Origin of the sequence: Streptomyces sp. NPDC048637 (assembly GCF_040650675.1) — a bacterium.
In the GTDB taxonomy this organism is placed as follows: Bacteria; Actinomycetota; Actinomycetes; order Streptomycetales; family Streptomycetaceae; genus Streptomyces.
This window is the reverse complement of record NZ_JBEZHQ010000002.1, coordinates 147446-169082: the sequence shown is the minus strand read 5'-3', so window position 1 is coordinate 169082 and position 21637 is coordinate 147446. Positions and strand designations below refer to the sequence as shown.

Below are 21637 nucleotides of genomic sequence, written 5' to 3'. Positions count from 1 at the left end.
CGAATCGGGGTGAGACGCCCCAAACGCAGAAGGGGCGCCCGATCCTCTCGGGCACCCCTTCTGACCAGCTAAGTCGCTGACCACTACTAACTCGACGTCAACCCCGCAGCGGTCGCCCCGGCAGATACACGGCCCCGGGTCGGGATGCGACGGCCGGGACTGTGTCTCGCTTTCTGCGGGTGCTGTGTAACTCCTAGCCGCAGGTCACGGGCCCAGGACCGCGATGGACTTGATCGTCGCCCCCGGCTTGGTCTGCCCCCAGTGGCCGGGCTTGATGTCGACCTGCTTGCCGTTGCAGGAGACGTCGCTGTACACCCGGATCTTCTTCTTGGTCTGGTTGGAGACGGTCTTGCCGCCCCACGGGTAGCAGCCCGGCGAGGGGTTCAGGCCGCTGGTGCTCTTCTTGCCGCCGAAGTCATTCTTCGACCACGTGCAGACCGAGCCCTTCCGGCAGACGGACGAGGCGGATGCGGTGTCGGTGGCGAGCAGCGGCAGCGTCGCGATGAGCGCAGCGCCGCCGAGTGCGATGAGCTTCGTCCTCAAGGGTGGTACTCCTGATTCCCCGATTTTGATCATGGTCAGAAACGAGCATCCCAGCGCTTAATCGCCACGGACAATCGTTTTTCAGCCAAGCTCCGCGACGCCGCGCCCGGCGCTACCGCAGCAACAACGGGAATGATCATCCGCTCCCACCTGGCCCGTACGTCCTGGCCCGTGCCGGGATACGGGCGAACCGAGGCGCGTCAGCGCACACAAAAGGGGCGCCCGATCCTCTCGGGCACCCCTTCTGACCAGCTAAGTCGCTGACCTCTGCGGAGGCTGTGGGATTTGAACCCACGGTGACGTTGCCGCCACGACAGTTTTCAAGACTGTTCCCTTAGGCCGCTCGGGCAAGCCTCCCCGCGGCACCTGTGCGCGGGGCGCGTGGGTGTCGCGGGATCAGACTAGCGCGTCACTTGTCGCCTGTGCGCTGGCCCAGGGTGACCTGGGTCGTCTGCTCCTTGCCGCCGCGCTTGTAGGTGAGGGTGACCTGGTCGCCGGGCTTGTGCTGCCAGATCTCGCTGATGAGGGTGGGGCCGCTGTCGATCACCGTGTCGTCGAGCTTGGTGATCTTGTCGCCGGGGCGGAGGCCTGCCTTGTCGGCGGGGCCGTTGGGGGCGACGGCCTTGGAGCCGTTGCCGCCGGTCTCGGCGATGGTCGCGCCGTCGCCGGCGTCCCGCAGGCTCACCTGGACGCCGATCTGGGGGTAGACCGGCTTGCCGGTCCTGATCAGGTCCTGGGCGACCCGCTTGGCCTGGTCGATGGGGATCGCGAAGCCCAGGCCGATGCTGCCGGACTGCTGGGACTCGCCGCCCAGACCGCCGCCGTTGCCCGCCGACTGGATCGCGGAGTTGATGCCGATGACATTGCCGGCGGCGTCCATCAGCGGGCCGCCGGAGTTACCGGGGTTTATCGACGCGTCCGTCTGCAGGGCGCTCATGTACGAGGCGCTGTTGCCGCCGCCGTCGCTGGAGGCCACCGGGCGGTCCTTGGCGCTGATGATGCCGGTGGTGACCGTGCCGGACAGGCCGAAGGGGGCGCCGATGGCGATCGTGGCGTCGCCGACCTGCACATGGGAGGACTTGCCGAGCGGGAGCGGGTTGAGCGGGGCGCCAGAGGCGTTCTTCAGCTTGATCACGGCGACGTCGTAGCCCTTGGCGTTGCCGACGACCTCGGCGTCGTACTTCTTGCCGTTGGAGAACGTCGCGGTGAGCTTGCCGCCGCCGGCCGCGCTGGCGACGACGTGGTTGTTGGTGAGGATGTGGCCCTGCTTGTCGTAGATGAAGCCGGTGCCGGTGCCGCCCTCGCCGGTGGCACCCTGCGCCTCGATCGTCACGACGCTCGGCAGCGCCTTCTGCGCTATCCCGGAGACGGAGGTGGGCTTGCGGTTCAGCGCGCCGGGGTCGCCGGACGCGGAGACCGTCGTCGAGGCGCTGTCGTTCTGGCCCGCGGCCCAGAAGCCGATGCCGCCGCCGACACCGCCGGCCACCAGCGCGGCCGCCAGGACGGCCACGATCAGGCCGCCGTTACGCCGCTTGGGCGCCGGGCTGCCGGTCACGCCCCAGGGGTCACCGCCGTACGGAGGCTGCTGGCCCCAGCCGCCGCCCGCTCCGGCGGCGCCATGACCGGTGCCCGGGTACGGGGGGATCTGGGCGGTGTGTTCGGTGGTGGGTTCGTCGCCGGGGTGGCCGAAGCCGGGCTGCGGAGGGTGTCCGGCGCCCGGGGCCGAGCCGACGGTCGGGGCGAAGCCCGGCGGCGGGGGCGGCGCGTACGGCGCGTCGGGAGCCTGGGCGCCGGAGGCGGACGCGGGGGCACTGTCCGGCTGCGGCCCGGTCGGCGGCTTGGCCTCCGACGGGACGGCGGCTCCCTCGTTCTCGGTGCTCACAGCTCTCTCCTCAGCTTCATGACTATCAGCGTCCACGGCCCTGGCAGGCTGCTTCCCTGCTGCCTCGGATCTCATCCATGACCAGATCCGGGGCGGGCCGCTTCTTCCGGGGCTTGCAATTCGGCCGGACCCTGGGGGTGCGTCCGGGTGGTGCGGTCCTTCTGGGTCCGGCGGGCCTCGCGGTCCGCCGGGGGGTGGTGCGGTTCTTCCGGCCCGGCGGGCCTCGGGCCCTCCGGGTCGTACAGCTCCTCGTGCCGGTGGACGGGCATCCCGGTACCAGGATTAAGGATCCCGGCGATACGGGCGAGTCCCGGTCCGCCGGTCCGGGGGCCGCCGGCCGTGGTCCGCAGGTCCCGTCCCGCACACCCCGGCCGTGCGCGAGCCCCGTCCGCAGGTCCGGTCCGGTGGGCCGGGCCGGGCGATACGGGCGAGTCTCCCCTCCACCCTTTCCCACGGCGCGTCAGGGCACCGTAAGCCGAGGCTGTGACTGTCCCCTCATCCTTTATGCCGGACAAAACCGGCGCAGCCCCTGTTCCGCGCCTTGGGTACGCACCCGGCGGCCCTTCAGCGGTGGATGGCACGATAACGCGGTGACCTATGTACGCCCCGCCGAGGACGCCCGTCCGGACCGTCCCGCCATTTCCGTCATCGCCCATCGCGGTGCCTCCGAGGACGCCCCGGAACACACCCTCGCGGCCTACCGCAAGGCGATCGAGGACGGGGCGGACGCCCTGGAGTGCGATGTCCGGCTGACCGCGGACGGGCATCTGGTCTGCGTACACGACCGGCGGGTGAACCGCACGTCCAACGGGCGCGGCTCGGTTTCCGCCCTGGAGCTCGCCGATCTCGCCATGCTCGACTTCGGCTCCTGGAAGGACGACGGGTTCGCGAACGAGGCGCCGGACCGGCAGCACGAGGACCCCGAGCGGACCTCCGTACTGACGCTGGAGCGGCTGCTGGAGCTGGTCGCCGACGCGGACCGCCGGGTCGAGCTGGCCATCGAGACCAAACATCCGACGCGCTGGGCCGGACAGGTGGAGGAGCGGCTGGTCGAGCTGCTGACCCGATTCGGGCACACGAATCCGGCCACGCGTACGGACTGGACCCCTTCGGTGCGGGTCATGAGCTTCTCGGCGCGCTCACTGCATCGCGTGCGGGCCGCGGCGCCCGACATTCCCGGCGTCTACCTGATGCAATTCCTCACCCCGCGGCACCGGGACGGCCGGCTCCCGCCCGGGGTCGGTATCGCGGGGCCCGGGATACGCATCCTCCGCTCGCACCCCGACTACGTCGCCAAGGCGCATCGCGCGGGCCATCGCGTCCATGTATGGACCGTCAATGACACCGCCGATGTCGAGCTCTGCCAGGAATTGGGCGTGGACGCGGTGATTACAAATCGCCCCAAGCAGGTACGAAACCAACTCGGCCTTACCTAGAGCCCATCACAGGGTGTGCACCGGCGCATTCGGCCCGTATTCGATTGTGTCCAATGCGTCACCATGTGCGGCTTGGCCGGTTTCCGGTCCAGTCCATTGGGGCATTCATCCCGTGGCGTGGGGCAAAGGAGGTCTCGGGGGTGGCGTTGGTGGTGGCACAAGAGGTGCCGACGTCGTCGATCATGGCCGTACCCCATGGTCCCGTGGGTGTGGGCATGGCCAGGCGACGCATGCGTGAAGAACTGTTGGCAAGTGGAGTTCAGGACACAGTCGTCGATGACGCGGTCCTCATTCTTTCGGAGCTGCTGAGCAATTCGTGTCGCCATGCGCGTCCGATATACGAAAACGGATCACCGGGCTCCGCAACGGCGGAGGCAAGGGACGCCCCCTCGGCATCCGTCCGGGCGTCCTGGCGTATCGACGCACAGGGCAGACTGACCGTCGCGGTCACGGACGGCGGCGGCCCGACCCGGCCACTTCCGGCCACTCCGTCGGTCACGGCGCGCGGCGGGCGCGGGCTGGCGATCATCCGCTCGCTCGCCAAGGACTGGGGCGTCCGCGACTCCGTAGTCGGCGAGGTCACGGTCTGGGCGGCGCTCTCGCTCCAGGGCGCATTCGCTACGCGCGTGGATCTGACGCCCGATCTGCCGCCCTCGCTCGCCGCGGGCACAGGAGTGAGCACGGTACGGCCGCTGACCCCGGGCTTCCCGGACTTCCCGGACTTCGACGATCTGACGTAGCGGCACGGCGGGACACGGCCCGGCTCACGACCGAGCGCGACGACGTACGCAATCCTCTAGGCTCGCGCCGAAACGCGTCCGTACGCCCAGGATCGACCAGGAGACACCGTCGCCATGGCCAAGAAGCGCCGTCCCCAGCCCCAGGCCGCAGCATCGCAGATCAAGGACGGCGAGGTGCCGGTCGTCGGCGCCCGTGAGCCCTGCCCGTGCGGCTCCGGCCGCCGGTACAAGGCCTGTCACGGGCGACAGGCGGCGCACGCCGCCACCGAGCTGGTGCAGCGCCCCTTCGAGGGCCTGCCCGGTGAGTGCGACTGGGTGGCGCTGCGCGAGCTGGTGCCCGCCGCCACCGCCGAGTTGACCCTGAAGGGCGGGCTGCCCGAGGGCGTGCCGTCCGTGACGCTGGCGACCGTGCTGCCGATGGCCTGGCCCGCGCTGCGCCGCGACAACGGCGCGGTGCTGCTCGGCCTGCAGAACGACACCGCCTCCGGCGACCTCAGCCGCGACCTCGCCGACACCCTGCAGCGCGCACTGACCGCCGAGCCGGGCACGCCGGTCGCCGCCGGGCGCCCGGCCCCCGACGGTCCGCGGCTGCAGGATCTGCTCGACCCGGACGCGGCTTTCGAGCCGGCCGTCCACACCGGCTTCGAGTTCTGGGTGGAGAACGCCGAGAACGCCACCGGCGAGGTCGCCGCCTCTTTGGAGCGGGCCAACGCGGCAGCCATTCCCACCGCCCGGATTCCCGGCCTGGAGGGCGCGTACTGGTGCGAGGCCCCGGAAAAGAACCACCTGCGCTGGGTCACCGGGTACCCCGAGGAGCAGCTGCTGGACGCGCTCGCCCGGCTGCACGCCGCGGGTGCCTCCTCGCTCGGTGAAGACACCCGTCTGGTGGGCTCGTTCCGCGCCCACGGTCTGGTCGTTCCGGTCTGGGACCTGCCCTCGTCGATGAGCGCCGAGGACGTCGCCAAGCCGGCCGCGGCGTTCGCCGAGCGGCTGGCCGAGGCGCTCGCGACGGACGCCCCGCTGACCCCCGAGGAGCGCCGGGCGCGCGGCGGGCTCACCAACCGCCAGGTCACCCTGAGCTGACCGGACCGCCCTCGACCGTGCGGAACGGATGCCTCCGGGGACCTCCGGCGTGACACCTGTCACAACTCCCCGTACCTGCCGGTAAATAGGCGTCCGGAATTCCACGATCGAATTTGCGAACTGCCGATCTCTTGTTACGGTTCTAGAAGCCCGGTCGCTGGTGCATCCCCCGTCGCCAGCGACCGGGCGCTTCCATGTCCGGAGCCGGGCGCTCCGCTCGGCCGGGCGGCCGTCAGCGCCCCCTGCACCGTCAGTGGTCCGAACCACTGCCTCCCGCGGACGAGTTGCTACCGGAGCGCAGCAGCAGCCGCTCCCCCGCCGCGTCGGAGAACTCCGCCACCGCACCGTACGGCCCGCCCCTGCGCACGGTCGCCCCGGTCGGCGTCTCGCACATGCCCGGCGCGTCGGCCGCCGACACCTCGCAGTGCACCTGGACGGTCGTGCCGTCCGGTCGCAGCAGCGTCAGTGCGGCGCGCAGCGGGGCGCCGGTGCGATTGCGGTAGTACGTCCGCCCCCAGGTCAGACCGTCGTCAGCGAGCACACAGGTCTGGGCCTCGATCCGCTGGGGAGCGGTGAGTTGGGGGCCGCAGCGGGAGGTGCGGCCGGAGAGGGGCGACAGGCCGGGGCGGGCGGGGGAGCCAGTGGAGGTCCGGGCACCGGCGGTGACGGGGCTCTTGCCCGGATTGGCGCCACTATCAGGCCTGATGACCCTTTCGGCCGCTGAGCTGTTTTCGGACGTGGCGGCCGTCCCGGAAGCCGTGAGGTCGGCCGGACCGGCCATTGCGGCGCCCAGCGGCACGACGATGGCGAGCGCCGCCACGCCGGTGAGCCCGGTCATGCGGAGTTTCTGCGCACGCTGCATGGGCCCCCACCTGGATTCAGATGCCGCTGACGACGGCTTGACGGTGGGCCGAACCTATCGGGCGGTGGGGGTGCGCCCGGGCACCCGGACGCTGGTTTCCCGTAGTTGTCCGGGCCGGTCACACCCGAACGGGTGATCCGCCCGCGCGTTGTTTCCGACCGCCCGCCGGCCGGGCGGGACGGGCGCCCGGACAGCTCCGCGGACGTCAGTACGCGAGCCGGCTGCCGCCGTCGGGAGTGCTGGTGCTCGCCATGACCAGTGCGTCCACGATCGTGCCCACCTTCGGCAGCCAGGGCGCGGCCGAGGATGGGGGCCCCCCCTTCTCGAACGAAGTGGAGAGCTTGGGGGAAGCCGGCGGCCGCTCCCAGCGGACCCGGCCCGCGGCGATCTGGGAGGGCGGGAGCACCACATAGCCGCCCTCGCCGTGGAACCGCAGCGAGCTGGGCACCCAGTCCTGGGAGTGCAGCAGCTCGCCCAACTCCGCGAGGTCGTACGGCGAGACGAGCAGCGACCAGCGGGTGGGCGTGGCCACCACGGGGCCAAGGCGCACGCCGAAGTGGTCCAGGGCCGCCAGGGCGCGGGCGCCGGCGACGGCGGGCAGGCTCACCGCGCAGGGCGCGCGGCCGCCGGTGGCCAGCACGATCGGGGCATCGGGGCGGTTCGTCCACCACCAACGCACCATCCGGGCATCGGTCGTGGCCGCCAGCAGGCCGGGGTCGAAGGGGTGCGCGCCGGGCACCACACATTCGGGGTCGGGGCAGCTGCACCGGCGGCCGGTCCGCTCGCCGAGGCCGAGCCGGGCGCCGGCCGGCTGGCGGCCGGCGGGCCTGATCCCCACACCGGGAAGTACGGGCCACTGCCACTCGGTGGCGCAGTGGAGCGCCGCACCGAGCAGCGCCGACCTTCCGCCGCGCCGGAACAGGAGCTTGCGTCGCCTTCCGAGGATCTCGCGCATGAGCGCTCGTTCCTTTCCGTTAACGCCGAGGGCTTTGTCCATCGCACTACATGGCACTTCTTGCCGGTTCGCCGTCGTTCGTGCCGTGCCGCTTCATGCCGTGGTGTGGCGTTTCCTGCGGCCCGGCCGGGCAGCCCGGGGTCGATCGCATCTCGATCACGCCACGTGGATCACTGGTCACCGCGTGTACAAGGCAGCGCATCACGCCGTACGCCGAGCGTGGAACATGGCGGGGGGTGGCGCGCGCCTGGCGATTGCGCCTCCGTGGTGCAGTCCCCGCCTCTTGGGGGTGCGTCGCGGTCGTCGCCGTATTAGACGCCGGTGTCCGCCGGAGAGTTCCGGTGCGGCCCCAACTGGCCCCGCACCTTTCCGAGTACGTACCCGCCACTGTGATGATGACGCGCTGTTGATCGCCGTCAGTCGACCTCAAATTGACGCTTGGGGGGCAATTTTCAGGCCAATCTCCGGACCTCGCTGACACCACAAACCCCATGGGTAGAGTGCTGGACATCACATCGTTGATGCGTGTACATGTGGAGGCATTGATAGCGGAGCAGCATGACATGGGGGTTTGCGATGCTATTGAGGAAATTGAGCGGCCAACCGCACCGCACAACATCACTCAACAAAATGCCGCACTCCCAATCAAAAAGCGGCCTGACCTGGGACATCACCCGGCGCAACGAGAGTCGCCGGCCATGACGGCCCCTCACGTACCGAAAGTGGCTGGAATCGAACCAGCTCTTCCCGCCCCCACTCACACTGTCGACCCGCATCTGGGGAAAACCCCCGCGGATCGCCCCTCCGACACCCTGTCCGGCACCCCGGGCGCCCCTCGGGACACCGCACTCGACACCGCGTCAGACACCGCCCCCGGCGCCGCCCCAGAGGTCTCCGTCGTCGATCAGCTCGCCGCCGTCCAGGACCGGCTGGCCGGCTGGATCTCCGACCTCAGCACCCTGCACGACCTGACCGAACAGCTCGCGCGCACCCGCACGTTGGAGGACGCCCTCCACGAGCTGCTGCGCGCCGGCGCCTCCCTGGTCGGCGCGCGGCGCGGTCTGGTCGTCCTCGCCCCGGCCGACGGCTTCGGCCCGGAGACCACTGTCGGGCTCGGGCTCGGCCACGCCGAGATCGGCACCATCGAGACCATCCCGCGCCGCGCCCTGTCGTACGCGCGGATACTGGACGGCCTCCCGGAGCCGGGCGCCGCCGGCGACGACACCCGGACCGGACCGCTCGACGACACCCGGCACGAGGCGCGCGGCGCGGGCCGTCCCCCCGGCCCGCGCGGCGCGGCGGCGGCCGGAGCGTGCACCGAGATCTCCGAACCGGACATCCCCGGTGAGAAGGACCTCGACCCGCGCCTGCGCGAGGTCGCGGCCCGGCTCGGGTACGCCGCCAGCTACGCGGTCCCGCTCGCCGCCGAACCCATCGGCAGGACCGGCGCCGCGGTCTGGCTCTACGACGAACCGGCCGAGCCCACCGAACGGCAGCGCCATCTCATCGGCCTCTACCGCGCGCACGCCGCCGAGCACCTGGCCCGCCTCCTCGAACTCCACCGCAGCCGGCAGGCCGTCCGGACCCTCCGCGAGGAGCTGCTGCCGCACCGGCTGCCGCGGATCCCCGGCGTCCGCCTCGCGGTGCGGCACCACAGCGGGCCGCGCGGTGGCGGTGACTGGTACGACGCGCTGCCGCTGCCCGACGGCGCCCTGGGCCTGGCCATCGGTTCGGTGACCGGCTCCGGGCCGAGCGCGGTGGCGGCCATGGGGCGGCTGCGGGCGTCCCTGCGCGCCTACGCCGTCATGGAGGGCGAGGATCCGGTCGCGGTCCTCTCCGACCTCGAACTGCTGCTGCGGCTGACCGAGCCGGCCCGCAGCGCCACCGCGCTGTTCGCCTTCACCGAGCCGCCGCCCGGCGCGCCGGGCGGGCCGCCCGCGCCCCCGATGCCGGGCGGTATCACCGATCCCTTCGCCCGCAAGGTCGTCCTGGCCGGGGCCGGCCACTGCCCGCCACTGATCCTCGGCGATCTGCGGACCGAGTACGTGGAGACCTCGCTGTCCGCGCCGCTGGGGATGCTGGCCTGCTGGGAGGCGCCGAGCGTGGAGATCGAGCCGGCCGGCGGCGAGACCCTGCTGCTCTACAGCGACGGGCTGCTGCACCGGACCGGTGAGCCCATGGACCGCGCCTTCGCCCGGCTGCACGCGGCCGCCGCGGGCGTCCCTCCGGCCGCCCGTCATGATCCGGAGGCGGTCGCCGACCACATCGTGCGCACGATGCTGCCGCAGGGCCTGAACGATCCGTTGTCGGAGGAGGACGTCGTGCTGCTCGTGGCGTACTTCGAGGAGTAGCCCCCGGTCCGGCGGCTCAGGGCCGGTCCGGCGGCCCCCGGCCCTGGTCGCAGGGCCGGCCCTGAGCACGCCCCACACGGCGGAGGGCCGGAAGCGGACGTTCCACCGCACGCCCCGCCTACACCGCCCGCCCGGACCCGCCGGTCGCCCTGCCTCCTATGGCCGGTGTGCCGGAGAGGTCACACCTTCTTGCCTCTGGACCGCTTTCGATCCGCACATACGATGGAATGCGGTTCAGTCTTTAAAGGAGGCATTGTGACCGACGAGCTCACGCCGGAGACCCCGGACGAGGACGAGCAGCCGATCAAGCAGCGCAAGAACGGCCTTTACCCGGGCGTCTCGGACGAGCTCGCGGAGAACATGAAGAGCGGCTGGGCCGACACCGAGCTGCGCGATCTGCAGCCGGTCGAGCAGGCCCCGAACGCCGCCCGGCGCCGGGCCGCGCTGTCCGCGCGCTTCCCCGGCGAGCGCCTGGTGATCCCGGCGGGCAACCTGAAGACCCGCTCCAACGACACCGAGTACCAGTTCCGCGCCTCGACGGAGTACGTCTACCTCACCGGCGACCAGACCGACGACAGCGTCCTGGTCCTGGAGCCGAAGGGCGACACACACCAGGCGACGATCCACCGGCTGCCCCGCTCCGACCGTGAGAACGGCGAGTTCTGGCTCAACGGCATGGGCGAGCTGTGGGTCGGCCGGCGCCACAGCCTGCACGAGGCCGAGGCGCTGCTCGGCGTCCCCTGCAAGGACGTCCGCGAGCTGGCCGACGCGCTCAAGGAGGCCACCGGCCCGGTCCGCGTGGTGCGCGGCCATGACGCCGGTATCGAGGCCGCGCTGACCGACAAGGTCACCGCCGAGCGCGATGAGGAACTGCGGGTGTTCCTCTCCGAAGCACGCGCGGTCAAGGACGAGTTCGAGATCGGCGAGCTGCAGAAGGCCGTCGACTCGACGGTGCGCGGCTTCGAGGACGTCGTGAAGGTCCTCGACAAGGCCGAGGCGACCAGCGAGCGCTACATCGAGGGCACGTTCTTCCTGCGCGCCCGCGTCGAGGGCAACGACATCGGCTACGGCTCGATCTGCGCCGCCGGCCCGCACGCCACCACCCTGCACTGGGTCCGTAACAACGGCGAGGTCCGCTCCGGCGATCTGCTGCTGCTGGACGCCGGTGTGGAGACCCACACCCTCTACACCGCGGACATCACCCGCACCCTGCCGATCAACGGCCGCTACTCCGACCTCCAGCGCACGATCTACGACGCGGTGTACGAGGCCCAGGAGGCGGGCATCGCGGCGGTCAAGCCGGGCGCGGCCTACCGCGACTTCCACGACGCGGCGCAGCGGGTGCTCGCCGAGAAGCTGGTCGAGTGGGGCCTGGTCGAGGGACCGGTCGAGCGGGTGCTGGACCTGGGGCTGCAGCGCCGCTGGACCCTGCACGGCACCGGCCACATGCTCGGCCTGGACGTCCACGACTGCGCCGCGGCCCGCACCGAGCACTATGTCAACGGCACGCTGGAGCCCGGCATGGTGCTGACCGTCGAGCCCGGACTGTACTTCCAGGCGGACGATCTGACGGTGCCGGAGGAGTACCGGGGCATCGGGGTCCGGATCGAGGACGACATCCTCGTGACGGACGACGGCAACCGGAATCTGTCGGCCGGGCTGCCGCGCCGGTCGGACGAGGTCGAGGCCTGGATGGCCGGGCTGCTCGGCACGTAGCACCGCAGGACACCGCGTCCGTCTCCCGGTGGCGTCAACCGCCGCCGGGAGACGTGTCGCTGGCGGGGCGGCCGTCCTTCCTCGTGTAGGCGCCCGCGCGGGCCGCCGCCCAGACGGCGGTGGCGGCGGACTCGGCGAGGTGCCCGTCGACGGGCCGGCGGGCAATCAGGATCCGGTAGTAGAAGGGCGCGCCGAGCGCCGACATCACTTCCTCCGGGTCGGTGTCCGCGGGCAGTTCGCCGCGGTCGACGGCCCGTTGCACCATCCGGCCGGCCAGCGTCAGCCGTTCGCCGAAGAAGGACCGCAGCACCGCCGCCGCCTGCGGGTCGCGCGCCGCGGCGGAGACCACCGCCTCGATCAGACAGGTCATCCGTGCCTCGGCGAAGAAGGCGGCTATGGAGTGGGCCAGCTCGCGCAGATCCTCGGGCAGGCTGCCGGAGTCCGGCAGCGGCACATCGGAGCTCAACTCGGTCAGCAGCTCGCACACCAGACCCTCGATGCAGCGCCAGCGGCGATAGAGCGTCGCCAGGTGAATTCCGGAGCGCTGCGCGACCTTCTCCATGGTCAGCCCGGCGAAGCCGACCTCGTCCAACTCCTCGAAGACAGCGGTCAATACGGCCTGTCGGGTGCGGGCCGTACGCCCGCCGGGCCGGGTCTCGCCCGGGGCATGGTGCGCTGTCATCACGACGGCTCCGTATTGCAGTGCGGGTTCACGCCAAGTATTGTCCGAGACAAGTTAACGCGAGCAACCTCGCGTTAATCCTGGTGCGCGCTGGTCTCGCAGGCACAGGGGACGCCGCGGGGGAGGTCCTCTCACCGCGAGACCGCGCTGCCCCTCTTCCCCAGTAGGCGATTTCCGGCCAATTATCCCACTGCCGAGGTTCGCCCGGATTGACACCTCATCTCCTGGCGCCCCGGGCATGGCTTCTCCGCGGTTCCGTCGACGAGCAGGAGCACGGCTGCCGGGCGGTCGCGCCGGTCCGGGAGGCGTGACGTCTGCCCCGCCTCACGACGCCATCGGCAGCGCCGCCCCCTCGCGCCACTTGAGGATCTTGTCGAAGCTGACCACCGCGCCGGGACGGCCTGTGCGGTTGCGGTAGCGGACGTGATCGGTGAGGGCCTCGATCAGAAAGAGCCCCCGGCCGTCCTCGGCAAACTCGGGAGCCTGCGCGGGGGTGGGCACGGGGGCCGGCGGGAGGGCGCGGTCCATGGCCGTATGGGGTGGGGCGGGGGGTGCCGGGCAGTGGCGGAAGCCGGGGCCCGAGTCGGTGACTTCGATACGACAGGTGTCGCCGTCGATGAAGGCGGTGACGCGGTAGTCCTCGGTGGCGGCGTCGCCCCCGTGCTCAACGGCGTTCGCGCAGGCTTCGGAGAGGGCCACCGACAGGTCGTAACAGATGTCCGGGTCCACGCCCGCTGTCTCCATCGTGCCCAGCAGCAGGCGACGGGCGAGCGGCACGCTCGCAGCCTCGCGCCGCAAATGGAGTGACCACCAGATGCTCATCGCTCCAGCCTCCTGGCCGCGGCTCGACATATCGATACCTATTGCCGCGCCGCAAGGTCCGTAAGCATGTCCGGGACGTGATACCGCTCATTCGGCGGATGCGAAGAGTGAGCGCATCGGTGTAGGTGCCGCGCTGCCCATGCGCCGTCGCGCGCCCGCCTGCGTCCTCGGACGCCCCACTGGGCGCCCCTTGACACCGACCTGCCGTCGGGGGTCCTTGGAACCAGTGGGATGATGGCGCGGCCATGACTCCACCGCCCGCCTCCACAGCGCGCGCAGCCGCCGATCTCCGGCTGTTGAGGGCCGCGGTTTTCACCGCGGTCTGCGTCGCGCTGTCCGCGGCCGGGCACATGCTCGCCTCGTGCGCCACCGTCCCGCTGTGGACGCTGGGCCTCGCCGCCGCCGCGGTGTTCGCGGTCGCAGCGCCGCTGGCCGGGCGGGAACGCTCGCTGCCGGGGATCGCCGTGGGGCTCGCCGTGGGACAGCTCGTCCTGCATGCCCTGTTCGCCTGGGGGCAGCAGCCGGTGCCCGCCGTGGCGCGGAGCGGATCCGGTGCCGGCGGGCTCTCTGACCAGGCCGCGATCAGCATGGCCCGGCATCTGATGTGCGGGCTCGGCACCGGCCGGATGGACGGGGCGCAGGCGCGCCGGGTGCTCGGCTCGGGTGGCTTCGACGCGGCCTCCGCCGCCGGGGTGGCCGCACCGGCGGCGCACGGTACGGCCGGTGGCACGGCCGCCGCCGACCCGGTGACGGTGCACGGCCTGCTGCCGTCACTGCCCATGCTGCTGGGGCATCTGCTGGCGGCGCTCGCCATCGGCTGGCTGTTGCGGCGGGGCGAGGTCGCGCTGTGGCGGCTGGTCCGGCTGTCGGCTCCGGGCGCGTACGAGTTGGCGATACGGACTCTGGTCGGTGCGGTGCGCGGGGCGCTCGTGCTGCTCCGGGCCCTGCTCATGGGCCTCGGCACGGCGCACGACGAGGCGCGGCGCGCCCCCGTTTCGTACGGGGATGACAAACCCGGCCCGAAGGACCTCGCACTCCACCACAGTGTCGTCAGGCGAGGGCCACCCACCCTGGCCCTCGCGGCCTGACATCGCGCGAAGCACGCTCCCACATGGGGGCCCCTCCCATGCCCTTGAGGCATGGGAGAGGGGTACGGGCTCGCGCGCTGTCGTCGCACGCGCGCCACCTACACCGTCACCAGCACTTTCCTCCTTCCTGTGGAGTGTTTTTCCGATGTCGAAGATCTCGAAGATGACGCAGATGCCGCAGCAGCAGTCGGACGTGTCGCGACCGCGGCGGCTCGCGCGACGGCTGCCGCTCGTGGGTGCCGCCGCGGTCGGCAGTGTGGTGCTGCTCGCAGCACCGGCCTTTGCGCACGTCAGCGTGCAGCCGGTGGGCGACGCCCCGAAGGGCGGCTATGCGACCGTCAACTTCAAGGTGCCCAATGAGAAGGACGACGCCTCGACGGTGAAGCTCGAGGTCACGCTGCCGACGGACCACCCGCTGGCGTCCGTCATGCCGCAGCCGGTGCCCGGCTGGAAGGTGGACGTCAAGAAGTCCAAGCTGGCCAAGCCGATCGACATGCACGGCGAGAAGATCAACGAGGCTCCCTCGAAGATCACCTGGACCGCGGAGGACAAGGGCGTCGAGGCCGGCCAGTTCCAGCAGTTCCCGGTCTCCGTCGGCATGCTGCCCGAGGACGCCGACCAGGTCGTCTTCAAGGCCCTCCAGACGTACGACGACAAGGAGGTCGTGCGCTGGATCGAGCCGACGAAGGATGGCGCCCCGGAGCCGGAGAGCCCCGCGCCGGTCCTCAAGCTCACCGCTGCCGAGGAGGACGGCCACGGCGCCGCCGGTGCGGACGCCAAGAGCGACGGCAAGAGCCGGCTCAAGAACACCGCGGCCACCGAGGACGCCTCCGCCGGCGACACCACGGCGCGCGTCCTGGGCGCCATCGGCATCGTCGTCGGCATCATCGGAGTCGGCTTCGGTGTGTTCGCCGGCCGGCGCCGCAGCGCCTGATCACGGACGGGCCGGCGCCCGACCCGCGCCGGCCCGGCGCCCTTTCCCGGACAAACGGGATTCAACTCACGGGATTTAACGGAATTTATCTGCAATGCGTAGAACGACTCTGCTCGCGTCCGCCCTCACGGCGGCCGCGGCCCTCAGCCTGACCGCCTGCGGCGAGGACGACAGCAAGCCCGCCGCCCAGGTTTCCGGCGGCACCGCCACCAAGTCGATCATCACGCTCGACAGCCCGATGGCGAAGCCGGACCTGGTCCTGACCGACACCCACGGCGCCAAGTACGACCTGCCGGAGAAGACCAAGGGCCACCCGACCCTGATCTACTTCGGCTACACCAACTGCCCCGACGTCTGCCCGCTGACGATGGCCAACATCGCGGTCGCGGTGAAGCAGCTGCCCAAGGCCCAGCAGAAGGATCTGCGGGTCGTCTTCGTCACCTCCGACCCGGAGCGCGACACCTCCGCCACCCTCAAGACGTGGCTCGGCGGCATCAACAAGGACTTCACCGGCCTGACCGGCAAGTTCGACACCATCCAGGCCGGTGCGCGCAGCGTGAACATCGGGATCGAGAAGCCGGTCAAGAAGAAGAACGGCGATGTCGTCTCCACCCATGGCGCGCAGGTTCTGCTGACCTCCCCCAAGGACGACAAGGTCCACTGGATGGCCATGCAGAAGGCCACCTCCGACGACTTCACCAAGGCACTTCCGAAGATCATCAAGGGGCAGAACCCGTGAACCGCCGCACCACTCTCGCCGCCGCCCTCACCCTCACGGCCGGTCTCACGCTGTCGGGCTGCGGCGGGGACAGCGCCCCGAAGCTGGAGGCCACCGACGCGTACATGCCGCAGCCGGTCACCCAGCAGATGGCCGGTGCGTACTTCACCGTCAAGAACAACGGCGACACCGCCGACAAGCTCACCTCGGTCACCAGCGACGTGGCCAAGCACATCTCGATCCACAAGACGGTGGGCAACAAGATGGAGCAGGTCGACTCCCTGGCCGTCCCGGCCAACGGCGCGCTCCGGCTCGGCAGCGGCGGCAACCACCTGATGTTCATGGGCCTGAAGCACAAGCCGGCCAAGAACGACGTCGTCACCGTCGAGCTGCACTTCGCCACCGCCGATCCGATCCAGTTGGCGATCCCGGTCAAGGCCGCCGACTACCAGCCGAAGCAGTAGCCGGAGAAACACCAGAGGTCCGCAGAAACCAGCAGCGGCCGGAAGCACAGCACGGCCGGTACAGACAACGGGAGTAAGGGGAGCGATCACTATGGTCACCACCGGGCTTCGGCCGCGACGGTCCGCCGTGCTGCGCCTGCTGGTCGTCGCGCTCGCGCTGGCCGGGACGCTGATCGGCGGGCTCGGCGGTGCCGCACCGGCCTCGGCGCATGCCGCGCTGACCGGCAGCACCCCCGCGCAGGGTTCGGTGGAGGACCGCGCCCCCGAGCAGGTGACGCTCACCTTCTCGGAGGGCGTCGCGATGGGCGACGACTCGATCCGGGTGCTGGATCCGCAGGGCAAGCGGGTGGACGACGAGAAGCTGCGCAATCTGAGCAGCAACCGCGTCGTCAAATACGGCGCGGGGCTGCCGCCGGGGCTGCGCGACGGTACCTACACCGTCGCCTGGCAGGCGGTCTCCGCCGACAGCCACCCCGTGTCCGGTGCCTTCACCTTCTCGGTCGGCGCCCCCTCCAAGACCACCGCCCCGGTACCCCAACAGGAGGCCGGTGGCGGTCTGGTGGGCACGCTGTACGGCATCGCCCGCTATCTCGCCTACGCCGGTTTCGTGCTGCTGGCCGGCGGCGCCGCCTTCGTGGTGGCCTGCCGGCCCGCCGCGGCCCTCGTACGGTCCGTGCAGCGGCTGGTCGTCTACGGCTGGGCGCTGCTGGCCGGCACCACCGTGGTGATGCTGCTGCTGCGCACCCCGTACACCGGGTCCGGCGAGCTCGCCGATGTCTTTGACCTCGGCGGCCTCCAGCAGGTCCTGATCACCAAACCCGGCGCGGCGCTGGTCTCCCGGCTGCTGCTGCTCGCCGCCGCGGCGCTGTTCGTGGCGGTGCTCTTCGGGGCGTATGCGCGGGCGCAGGAACCGGCGGGGGCGGCCGAGGCGGGGGGCGAGCGTGGTGCGGCGGGTGCGGCGGACGAGCGCGGCGAGCCGGGTGTGGCGGGCGAGCGTGGTGCGTCGGATGTGGCGGGAGGAGGTGCCGCGGACGCCGAGGAGCCGGCCGTGGACGCCGCCGAACCGGCCGTGGACGCTGCCGAGCAGACCAGGCGGCGCAAGGACCTCACCTTCGGGCTCGCCTTCGGCGGAGTGATCGTCGCCACCGGGCTCGCCGCGACCTGGGCGATGGCCGAACACGCCTCGACCGGGCTGCAGACCGCCGTCGCGATGCCGGTCGATGTCCTGCATCTGCTGGCGGTCGCCGCCTGGCTCGGCGGGCTGGCGGCGCTGGTCGTGTCCTTGTACTGGGGCCCGCCCGTCGAGCGGAGCGCCGTCCGCCGCTTCTCGCGGCTCGCCTTCGGCTCCGTGCTGGTGCTGGTGGCCACCGGCCTCTACCAGTCCTGGCGGCAGGTCGGCACCTGGAGCGCGCTGGCCGACACGACGTACGGACGTCTGCTGCTGGTCAAGGTGGCGCTGGTCGTGGTGCTCGTCGGGATCGCCTGGGTATCGCGACAGTGGACGGGGCGGCTGGCGGAGGTACCGGCAGCGGAACTCCGGGCGCCGGAGGAAGCGGAGCAGGAAGCCGGGAAGGCAGTCGAGAAGGCAGCTGGGAAGGCAGCGGAGAAGGACGCGGAGGAGCAGAGGGAGAAGGCGGCCGTCGGTGCCTCGGCCGCCGCTGCCACCGCGGGCCCGGCCCCGGAGAGCGGCCCGGCCCGGGAGAACCGCCCCGCCCAGGAGAGCGGCTCCTCCCCCGTTCCCGACGGCCCCGACGCCCCCGACGACGCACCCGCCACCAACGGCGCCCCCGCTGCCGCAAACAGTGCTGCCGCAGACAGTGCTGCCGACGACGGTGCTGCCGACGACGGCGACACCCCCGCGCCCGACCCCGCCCGCGCCGCCCAACTCGCCCGGCAGCAGGCCGCGTTGCGTACCGCCCGGACCAAGCGGCAGCGGGACGCCGACCCGGAGCGGCTGGGATTGCGCCGGTCCGTGCTGGCCGAGGCGTCGGTCGCGGTCGTTCTGCTCGTGATCACCACGGCGCTGACCGCCACCGAGCCGGCCCGTACCGAGGCGGCGGTCAAGGCCACTTCGGGCGGGCAGTCCGCCGAGGCCGGCCGGCCGCAGGTACTGACCATCCCGTTCGACACCGGCGGCCCGCGCGGCAAGGGCACTGCCCGCGTGAACCTCGCCCCCGGGCGCAGCGGCAGCGCCAACACCCTGCAGCTGCGGATCTCCGACCCCTCGGGCAAGGCCATGGACGTCCCCGAGGTGAAGGTCTCCTTCACGGAGAAGGCCAAGAAGCTCGGGCCGCTGTCGGTCACCACCCGGCACACCGGCAAGGGCCAGTGGCGCGCGAGCGGGGTCCAGCTGCCGGTCCCCGGACAGTGGCAGCTGTCGCTGGTCGTACGGACCTCCGACATCGACCAGGTGACCGAGATCAAGAACGTGAAGATCGGCTCATGAGCAAGCAGACCTCCCGTAAGCAGACCTCCCGTAAGCAGACCCCTCGTAAGCAGACCCCTCGTAAGCAGGCCCCTCGTCAGCAGACCGCTGCACAGCAGGCCACCGGCGGGAAGAATCCCGGCGCGCGCCCCGGCGCCGGGTCCGCCGGAGCGGACGGCGGGCGCATACCCGCCCCGGCCGCCGCCCCGGCACCGGAAGCGGACGGGTCCCCCGCCAAGGAGCTCTCCCGCCGCCGGCTGCTCGGCACCGCCGGCGCGGCGGGTGCGGCCGGGCTGGTCGTCGGCGGGGCCGGGGGCGCCGTCGGGGTCTCCGCGGCGCAGGGCGACGCCCCCAAGGCTCTGACCACCATCGGCTCCACCCGGGTTCCGTTCCGGCCGGCGGGCGCCAAGCACCAGGCGGGGATCACCACCCCGTTGCAGGCCAAGGGGCATCTGGTCGCCTTCGACCTGGCACCGGGCAGCGACCGCAAGGCCGCGGCCGCGCTGCTGCGCCGCTGGTCGCGGACGGCCGAGGAGCTGATGGCCGGACGGACCCCGGACGGCGACACGGGGGTCGCCCTCGACGCGGGCCCGTCCTCGCTGACCGTCACCTTCGGCTTCGGCCACAGCTTCTTCGGGCGTACGGGCCTGACGAAGCACCGCCCCGTGGAGCTCGACCCGCTGCCCGACTTCTCCGCCGACGCACTGGACCCCGGGCGCAGCAACGGCGATCTGTGGATCCAGATCGGCGCCGATGACGCACTGGTCGCCTTCCACGCGCTGCGCGCGCTCCAGAAGGACGCGGCCGGCCGGGCGCGGCTGCGCTGGCAGATGAACGGCTTCCACCGCACACCGGGCGCCACCGCACACCCGATGACCACCCGCAATCTGATGGGCCAGATCGACGGCACCAACAACCCCAAGCCGTCGGACCAGGACTTCGACGAGCGGATCTTCGTGGGGCGGGACGCCGGCCAGGCGTGGATGCGCGGCGGCTCGTATGCCGTGGTGCGCCGGATCCGGATGCTGCTGGACGACTGGGAGAAGCGTTCCCGGCACGAGCAGGAGAAGGTCATCGGGCGCCGCAAGGACAACGGGGCGCCGCTGACCGGCGGTTCCGAGAGCACCCCGATGCGGCTGGACGAGAACGGCCCGGACGGGCTGCCGGTCATCCCGGCCAACGCGCACGCCCGGATCGCGGCGCCGGAAGCCAATCAGGGCGCGGCGATGCTGCGCCGGCCGTTCTCCTACCACGACGGGTTCCGGGAGGACGGCACCCCGGACGCCGGGCTGCTGTTCATCTGCTGGCAGGCGGATCCGCTGCGCGCGTTCACCCAGATCCAGCGGAAGCTGGACCGCGGGGACGCGCTGTCGCGGTTCCTGCGGCACGAGGCGAGCGGACTGTTCGCGGTGCCGCCGGCCGCGGAGCCGGGCGACTACGTGGGCCGGCCGCTGCTGGAGGGCTGAGGAACCGGGCCGTCCGGGGACGGCCGCCGGGGATCACCCCTCCAGGGAAGTCCGGCCCGGGTCCCGGGAGGGCTGGGTATCGTGGCAGGACAGGGAGAAGATCGGCGGGGTGCCCCCGCAGTTACGCGAGGGAGTCCTTATCCATGTCGGCCAGCCGCTATACCTATCTGGGACCCGAGGGCACATTCACCGAGGCCGCGCTGCGCACACTGCCCGAGGCGGCGACCCGCGAGCTGAGCCCGATGGTGTCGGTGCCCGCCGCCCTGGACGCGGTGCGTGCCGGTGAGGCCGCCGCGGCACTGGTGCCGATCGAGAACTCCGTCGAGGGCGGAGTGACCACCACCCTCGACGAACTGGCTTCCGGCGAGCCGCTGATGATCTACCGCGAGGTGCTGCTGCCGATCGCCTTCGCGCTGCTGGTGCGCCCCGGTACGGCGATCGGCGACGTGAAGACGGTGACCGGGCACCCGGTCGCCCAGCCGCAGGTGCGCAAGTGGCTGGCCGCGCAACTCCCGGAAGCCGTATGGGAGTCGGCGGCCTCGAACGCCGATGGCGCGCGGCTGGTGCAGGAGGGCCGCTACGACGGCGCGTTCGCGGGCGAGTTCGCGGCGGCGACGTACGGTCTCACGCCGCTGGTCACCGACATCCATGACGCACAGAACGCGGCCACCCGCTTCGTGCTGGTGGGCCGCCCGGCCCGGCCCGCCGCACCCACCGGCGCGGACAAGACCTCGGTCGTGCTGTGGCTGCGCGAGGACCACCCCGGTGCGCTGCTCGAACTGCTGCAGGAGTACGCGGTGCGCGGGGTGAACATGATGCGCATCGAGTCCCGGCCGACCGGCGAGGGCATCGGCCGCTACTGCTTCTCCGTGGACTGCGAGGGGCACCTCACCGACCGGCGGGTCAGCGAGGTGCTGATGGGCCTCAGGCGGGTCTGCCGGGAGGTGCGGTTCCTCGGCTCGTATCCGCGGGCGGACGAGGTGACGGCGAGCGTGCGGCCGGAGATGACCGACCCGGCGTTCGCCGAGGCGTCGGACTGGCTGGCGCGCTGCATGGACGGGCGGGGCTGAGCGGGATCGGGGCCTTCCGCGGACGGGCCGGCGACCGCTGCGGAACTGCACGACCTGCGGCTTTGGAAGGCCGCCGGGTTATCCACAAAGTTATCCACAGGGCCAGTTCTCGACCTGTGGGTAAGTCGACATGCGAGTCGGACACAGTCGACATATCGCCCTACTGACCCCACACCATTCCACAGCACCGCACGTCGGGCACCGTCAGCACAATTCAGGTGATCAATCCTTTAGGGCGAGGCAATCCCACACGAAAGAGTGCGTGAACGGGGTTTGGACAGGGAATCCATAGCCGAGCATTTCGGGAGCGGAATGATCACCTCCGACTTCCACAGATCTCACACACAGCCTGTGGATAAGAATCCCGAATCCCCCAGCCCCTGTGGACAACTGGGCGCTT

18 protein-coding genes and 1 tRNA gene are annotated in these 21637 nt (G+C 71.5%); 12 read left to right on the top strand and 7 right to left on the bottom strand.

What is annotated here, in order from left to right; genetic code table 11:
• Positions 1-204: 204 nt before the first annotated feature.
• The 3 genes from AB0C46_RS03555 to AB0C46_RS03545 form a co-directional block, all read right to left on the bottom strand.
• Positions 205-543 carry a peptidase inhibitor family I36 protein gene (locus AB0C46_RS03555; protein ID WP_362825378.1) on the bottom strand — a complete coding sequence of 113 codons (339 nt, stop codon included), beginning with the start codon at positions 541-543 and terminating at the stop codon, positions 205-207.
• 270 nt (positions 544-813) lie between these two features.
• Positions 814-900, bottom strand: a tRNA-Ser gene (locus AB0C46_RS03550).
• A gap of 52 nt (positions 901-952) precedes the next feature.
• Positions 953-2425, bottom strand: coding sequence for a trypsin-like peptidase domain-containing protein (locus AB0C46_RS03545; protein WP_362825376.1), 1473 nt, complete (start codon positions 2423-2425; stop codon positions 953-955).
• 590 nt (positions 2426-3015) lie between these two features.
• Between AB0C46_RS03545 and AB0C46_RS03540 the strand changes: the two genes are divergently transcribed.
• The 3 genes from AB0C46_RS03540 to AB0C46_RS03530 all read left to right on the top strand — a co-directional run bounded on the left by AB0C46_RS03540 (position 3016) and on the right by AB0C46_RS03530 (position 5684).
• The gene (locus tag AB0C46_RS03540; RefSeq protein WP_362825375.1) at positions 3016-3861 is read left to right on the top strand and encodes a glycerophosphodiester phosphodiesterase; all 846 of its coding nucleotides are present in this window, start codon (positions 3016-3018) and stop codon (positions 3859-3861) included.
• A 140-nt stretch (positions 3862-4001) separates the two neighbouring features.
• A complete protein-coding gene (locus AB0C46_RS03535; RefSeq protein ID WP_362825373.1) occupies positions 4002-4601 on the top strand; it encodes an ATP-binding protein in 600 nt (199 codons plus the stop codon).
• A gap of 114 nt (positions 4602-4715) precedes the next feature.
• Entirely contained in the window at positions 4716-5684 is a 969-nt protein-coding gene (locus AB0C46_RS03530; RefSeq protein WP_362825372.1) for a DUF5926 family protein, read from the top strand.
• 250 nt (positions 5685-5934) lie between these two features.
• Here the strand turns inward: AB0C46_RS03530 and AB0C46_RS03525 are convergent, their stop codons facing one another.
• Together AB0C46_RS03525 and AB0C46_RS03520 are read right to left on the bottom strand one after the other, a co-directional pair.
• Positions 5935-6546, bottom strand: coding sequence for a hypothetical protein (locus AB0C46_RS03525; RefSeq protein ID WP_362825370.1), 612 nt, complete (start codon positions 6544-6546; stop codon positions 5935-5937).
• A 205-nt stretch (positions 6547-6751) separates the two neighbouring features.
• On the bottom strand, positions 6752-7501 hold the full coding sequence (locus AB0C46_RS03520; RefSeq protein WP_362825368.1) for a bifunctional DNA primase/polymerase: 750 nt from the start codon (positions 7499-7501) through the stop codon (positions 6752-6754).
• Positions 7502-8223: 722 nt separating this feature from the next.
• On the opposite strand from AB0C46_RS03520, the gene AB0C46_RS03515 reads away from it, so the two are divergent.
• Both AB0C46_RS03515 and AB0C46_RS03510 read left to right on the top strand, forming a co-directional pair.
• Positions 8224-9852, top strand: coding sequence for a PP2C family protein-serine/threonine phosphatase (locus AB0C46_RS03515; protein ID WP_362825366.1), 1629 nt, complete (start codon positions 8224-8226; stop codon positions 9850-9852).
• 255 nt (positions 9853-10107) lie between these two features.
• Entirely contained in the window at positions 10108-11568 is a 1461-nt protein-coding gene (locus tag AB0C46_RS03510) for an aminopeptidase P family protein (protein WP_362825365.1), read from the top strand.
• A gap of 34 nt (positions 11569-11602) precedes the next feature.
• On the opposite strand, the gene AB0C46_RS03505 is transcribed toward AB0C46_RS03510, so the two are convergent.
• Together AB0C46_RS03505 and AB0C46_RS03500 are read right to left on the bottom strand one after the other, a co-directional pair.
• Positions 11603-12250 carry a TetR/AcrR family transcriptional regulator C-terminal ligand-binding domain-containing protein gene (locus tag AB0C46_RS03505; RefSeq protein WP_362825363.1) on the bottom strand — a complete coding sequence of 216 codons (648 nt, stop codon included), beginning with the start codon at positions 12248-12250 and terminating at the stop codon, positions 11603-11605.
• A 324-nt stretch (positions 12251-12574) separates the two neighbouring features.
• On the bottom strand, positions 12575-13072 hold the full coding sequence (locus AB0C46_RS03500) for an ATP-binding protein (protein ID WP_362825361.1): 498 nt from the start codon (positions 13070-13072) through the stop codon (positions 12575-12577).
• Between the two features lie 245 nt (positions 13073-13317).
• Here AB0C46_RS03500 and AB0C46_RS03495 point away from each other — a divergent pair, with 245 nt between their 5' ends.
• The 7 genes from AB0C46_RS03495 to pheA all read left to right on the top strand — a co-directional run bounded on the left by AB0C46_RS03495 (position 13318) and on the right by pheA (position 21237).
• Positions 13318-14160: a hypothetical protein gene (locus tag AB0C46_RS03495; protein WP_362825359.1), complete on the top strand. Its 843-nt coding sequence runs from the start codon at positions 13318-13320 to the stop codon at positions 14158-14160.
• Positions 14161-14305: 145 nt separating this feature from the next.
• Entirely contained in the window at positions 14306-15094 is a 789-nt protein-coding gene (locus tag AB0C46_RS03490; RefSeq protein WP_362825357.1) for a YcnI family protein, read from the top strand.
• 94 nt (positions 15095-15188) lie between these two features.
• Entirely contained in the window at positions 15189-15833 is a 645-nt protein-coding gene (locus AB0C46_RS03485; RefSeq protein ID WP_362825356.1) for an SCO family protein, read from the top strand.
• Positions 15830-16276, top strand: a complete 447-nt coding sequence (locus AB0C46_RS03480) for a copper chaperone PCu(A)C (RefSeq protein ID WP_362825354.1) — start codon at positions 15830-15832, stop codon at positions 16274-16276. Before AB0C46_RS03485 ends, AB0C46_RS03480 begins: the two co-directional genes overlap by 4 nt.
• Before the next feature lie 91 nt (positions 16277-16367).
• Positions 16368-18722, top strand: coding sequence for a copper resistance protein CopC (locus AB0C46_RS03475; protein ID WP_362825352.1), 2355 nt, complete (start codon positions 16368-16370; stop codon positions 18720-18722).
• Positions 18719-20167, top strand: a complete 1449-nt coding sequence (efeB, locus tag AB0C46_RS03470) for an iron uptake transporter deferrochelatase/peroxidase subunit (protein ID WP_362825350.1) — start codon at positions 18719-18721, stop codon at positions 20165-20167. The genes AB0C46_RS03475 and efeB overlap by 4 nt, the downstream gene beginning before the upstream one ends.
• A gap of 143 nt (positions 20168-20310) precedes the next feature.
• Positions 20311-21237, top strand: coding sequence for a prephenate dehydratase (gene pheA, locus AB0C46_RS03465; protein WP_362825348.1), 927 nt, complete (start codon positions 20311-20313; stop codon positions 21235-21237).
• Positions 21238-21637: the final 400 nt, after the last annotated feature.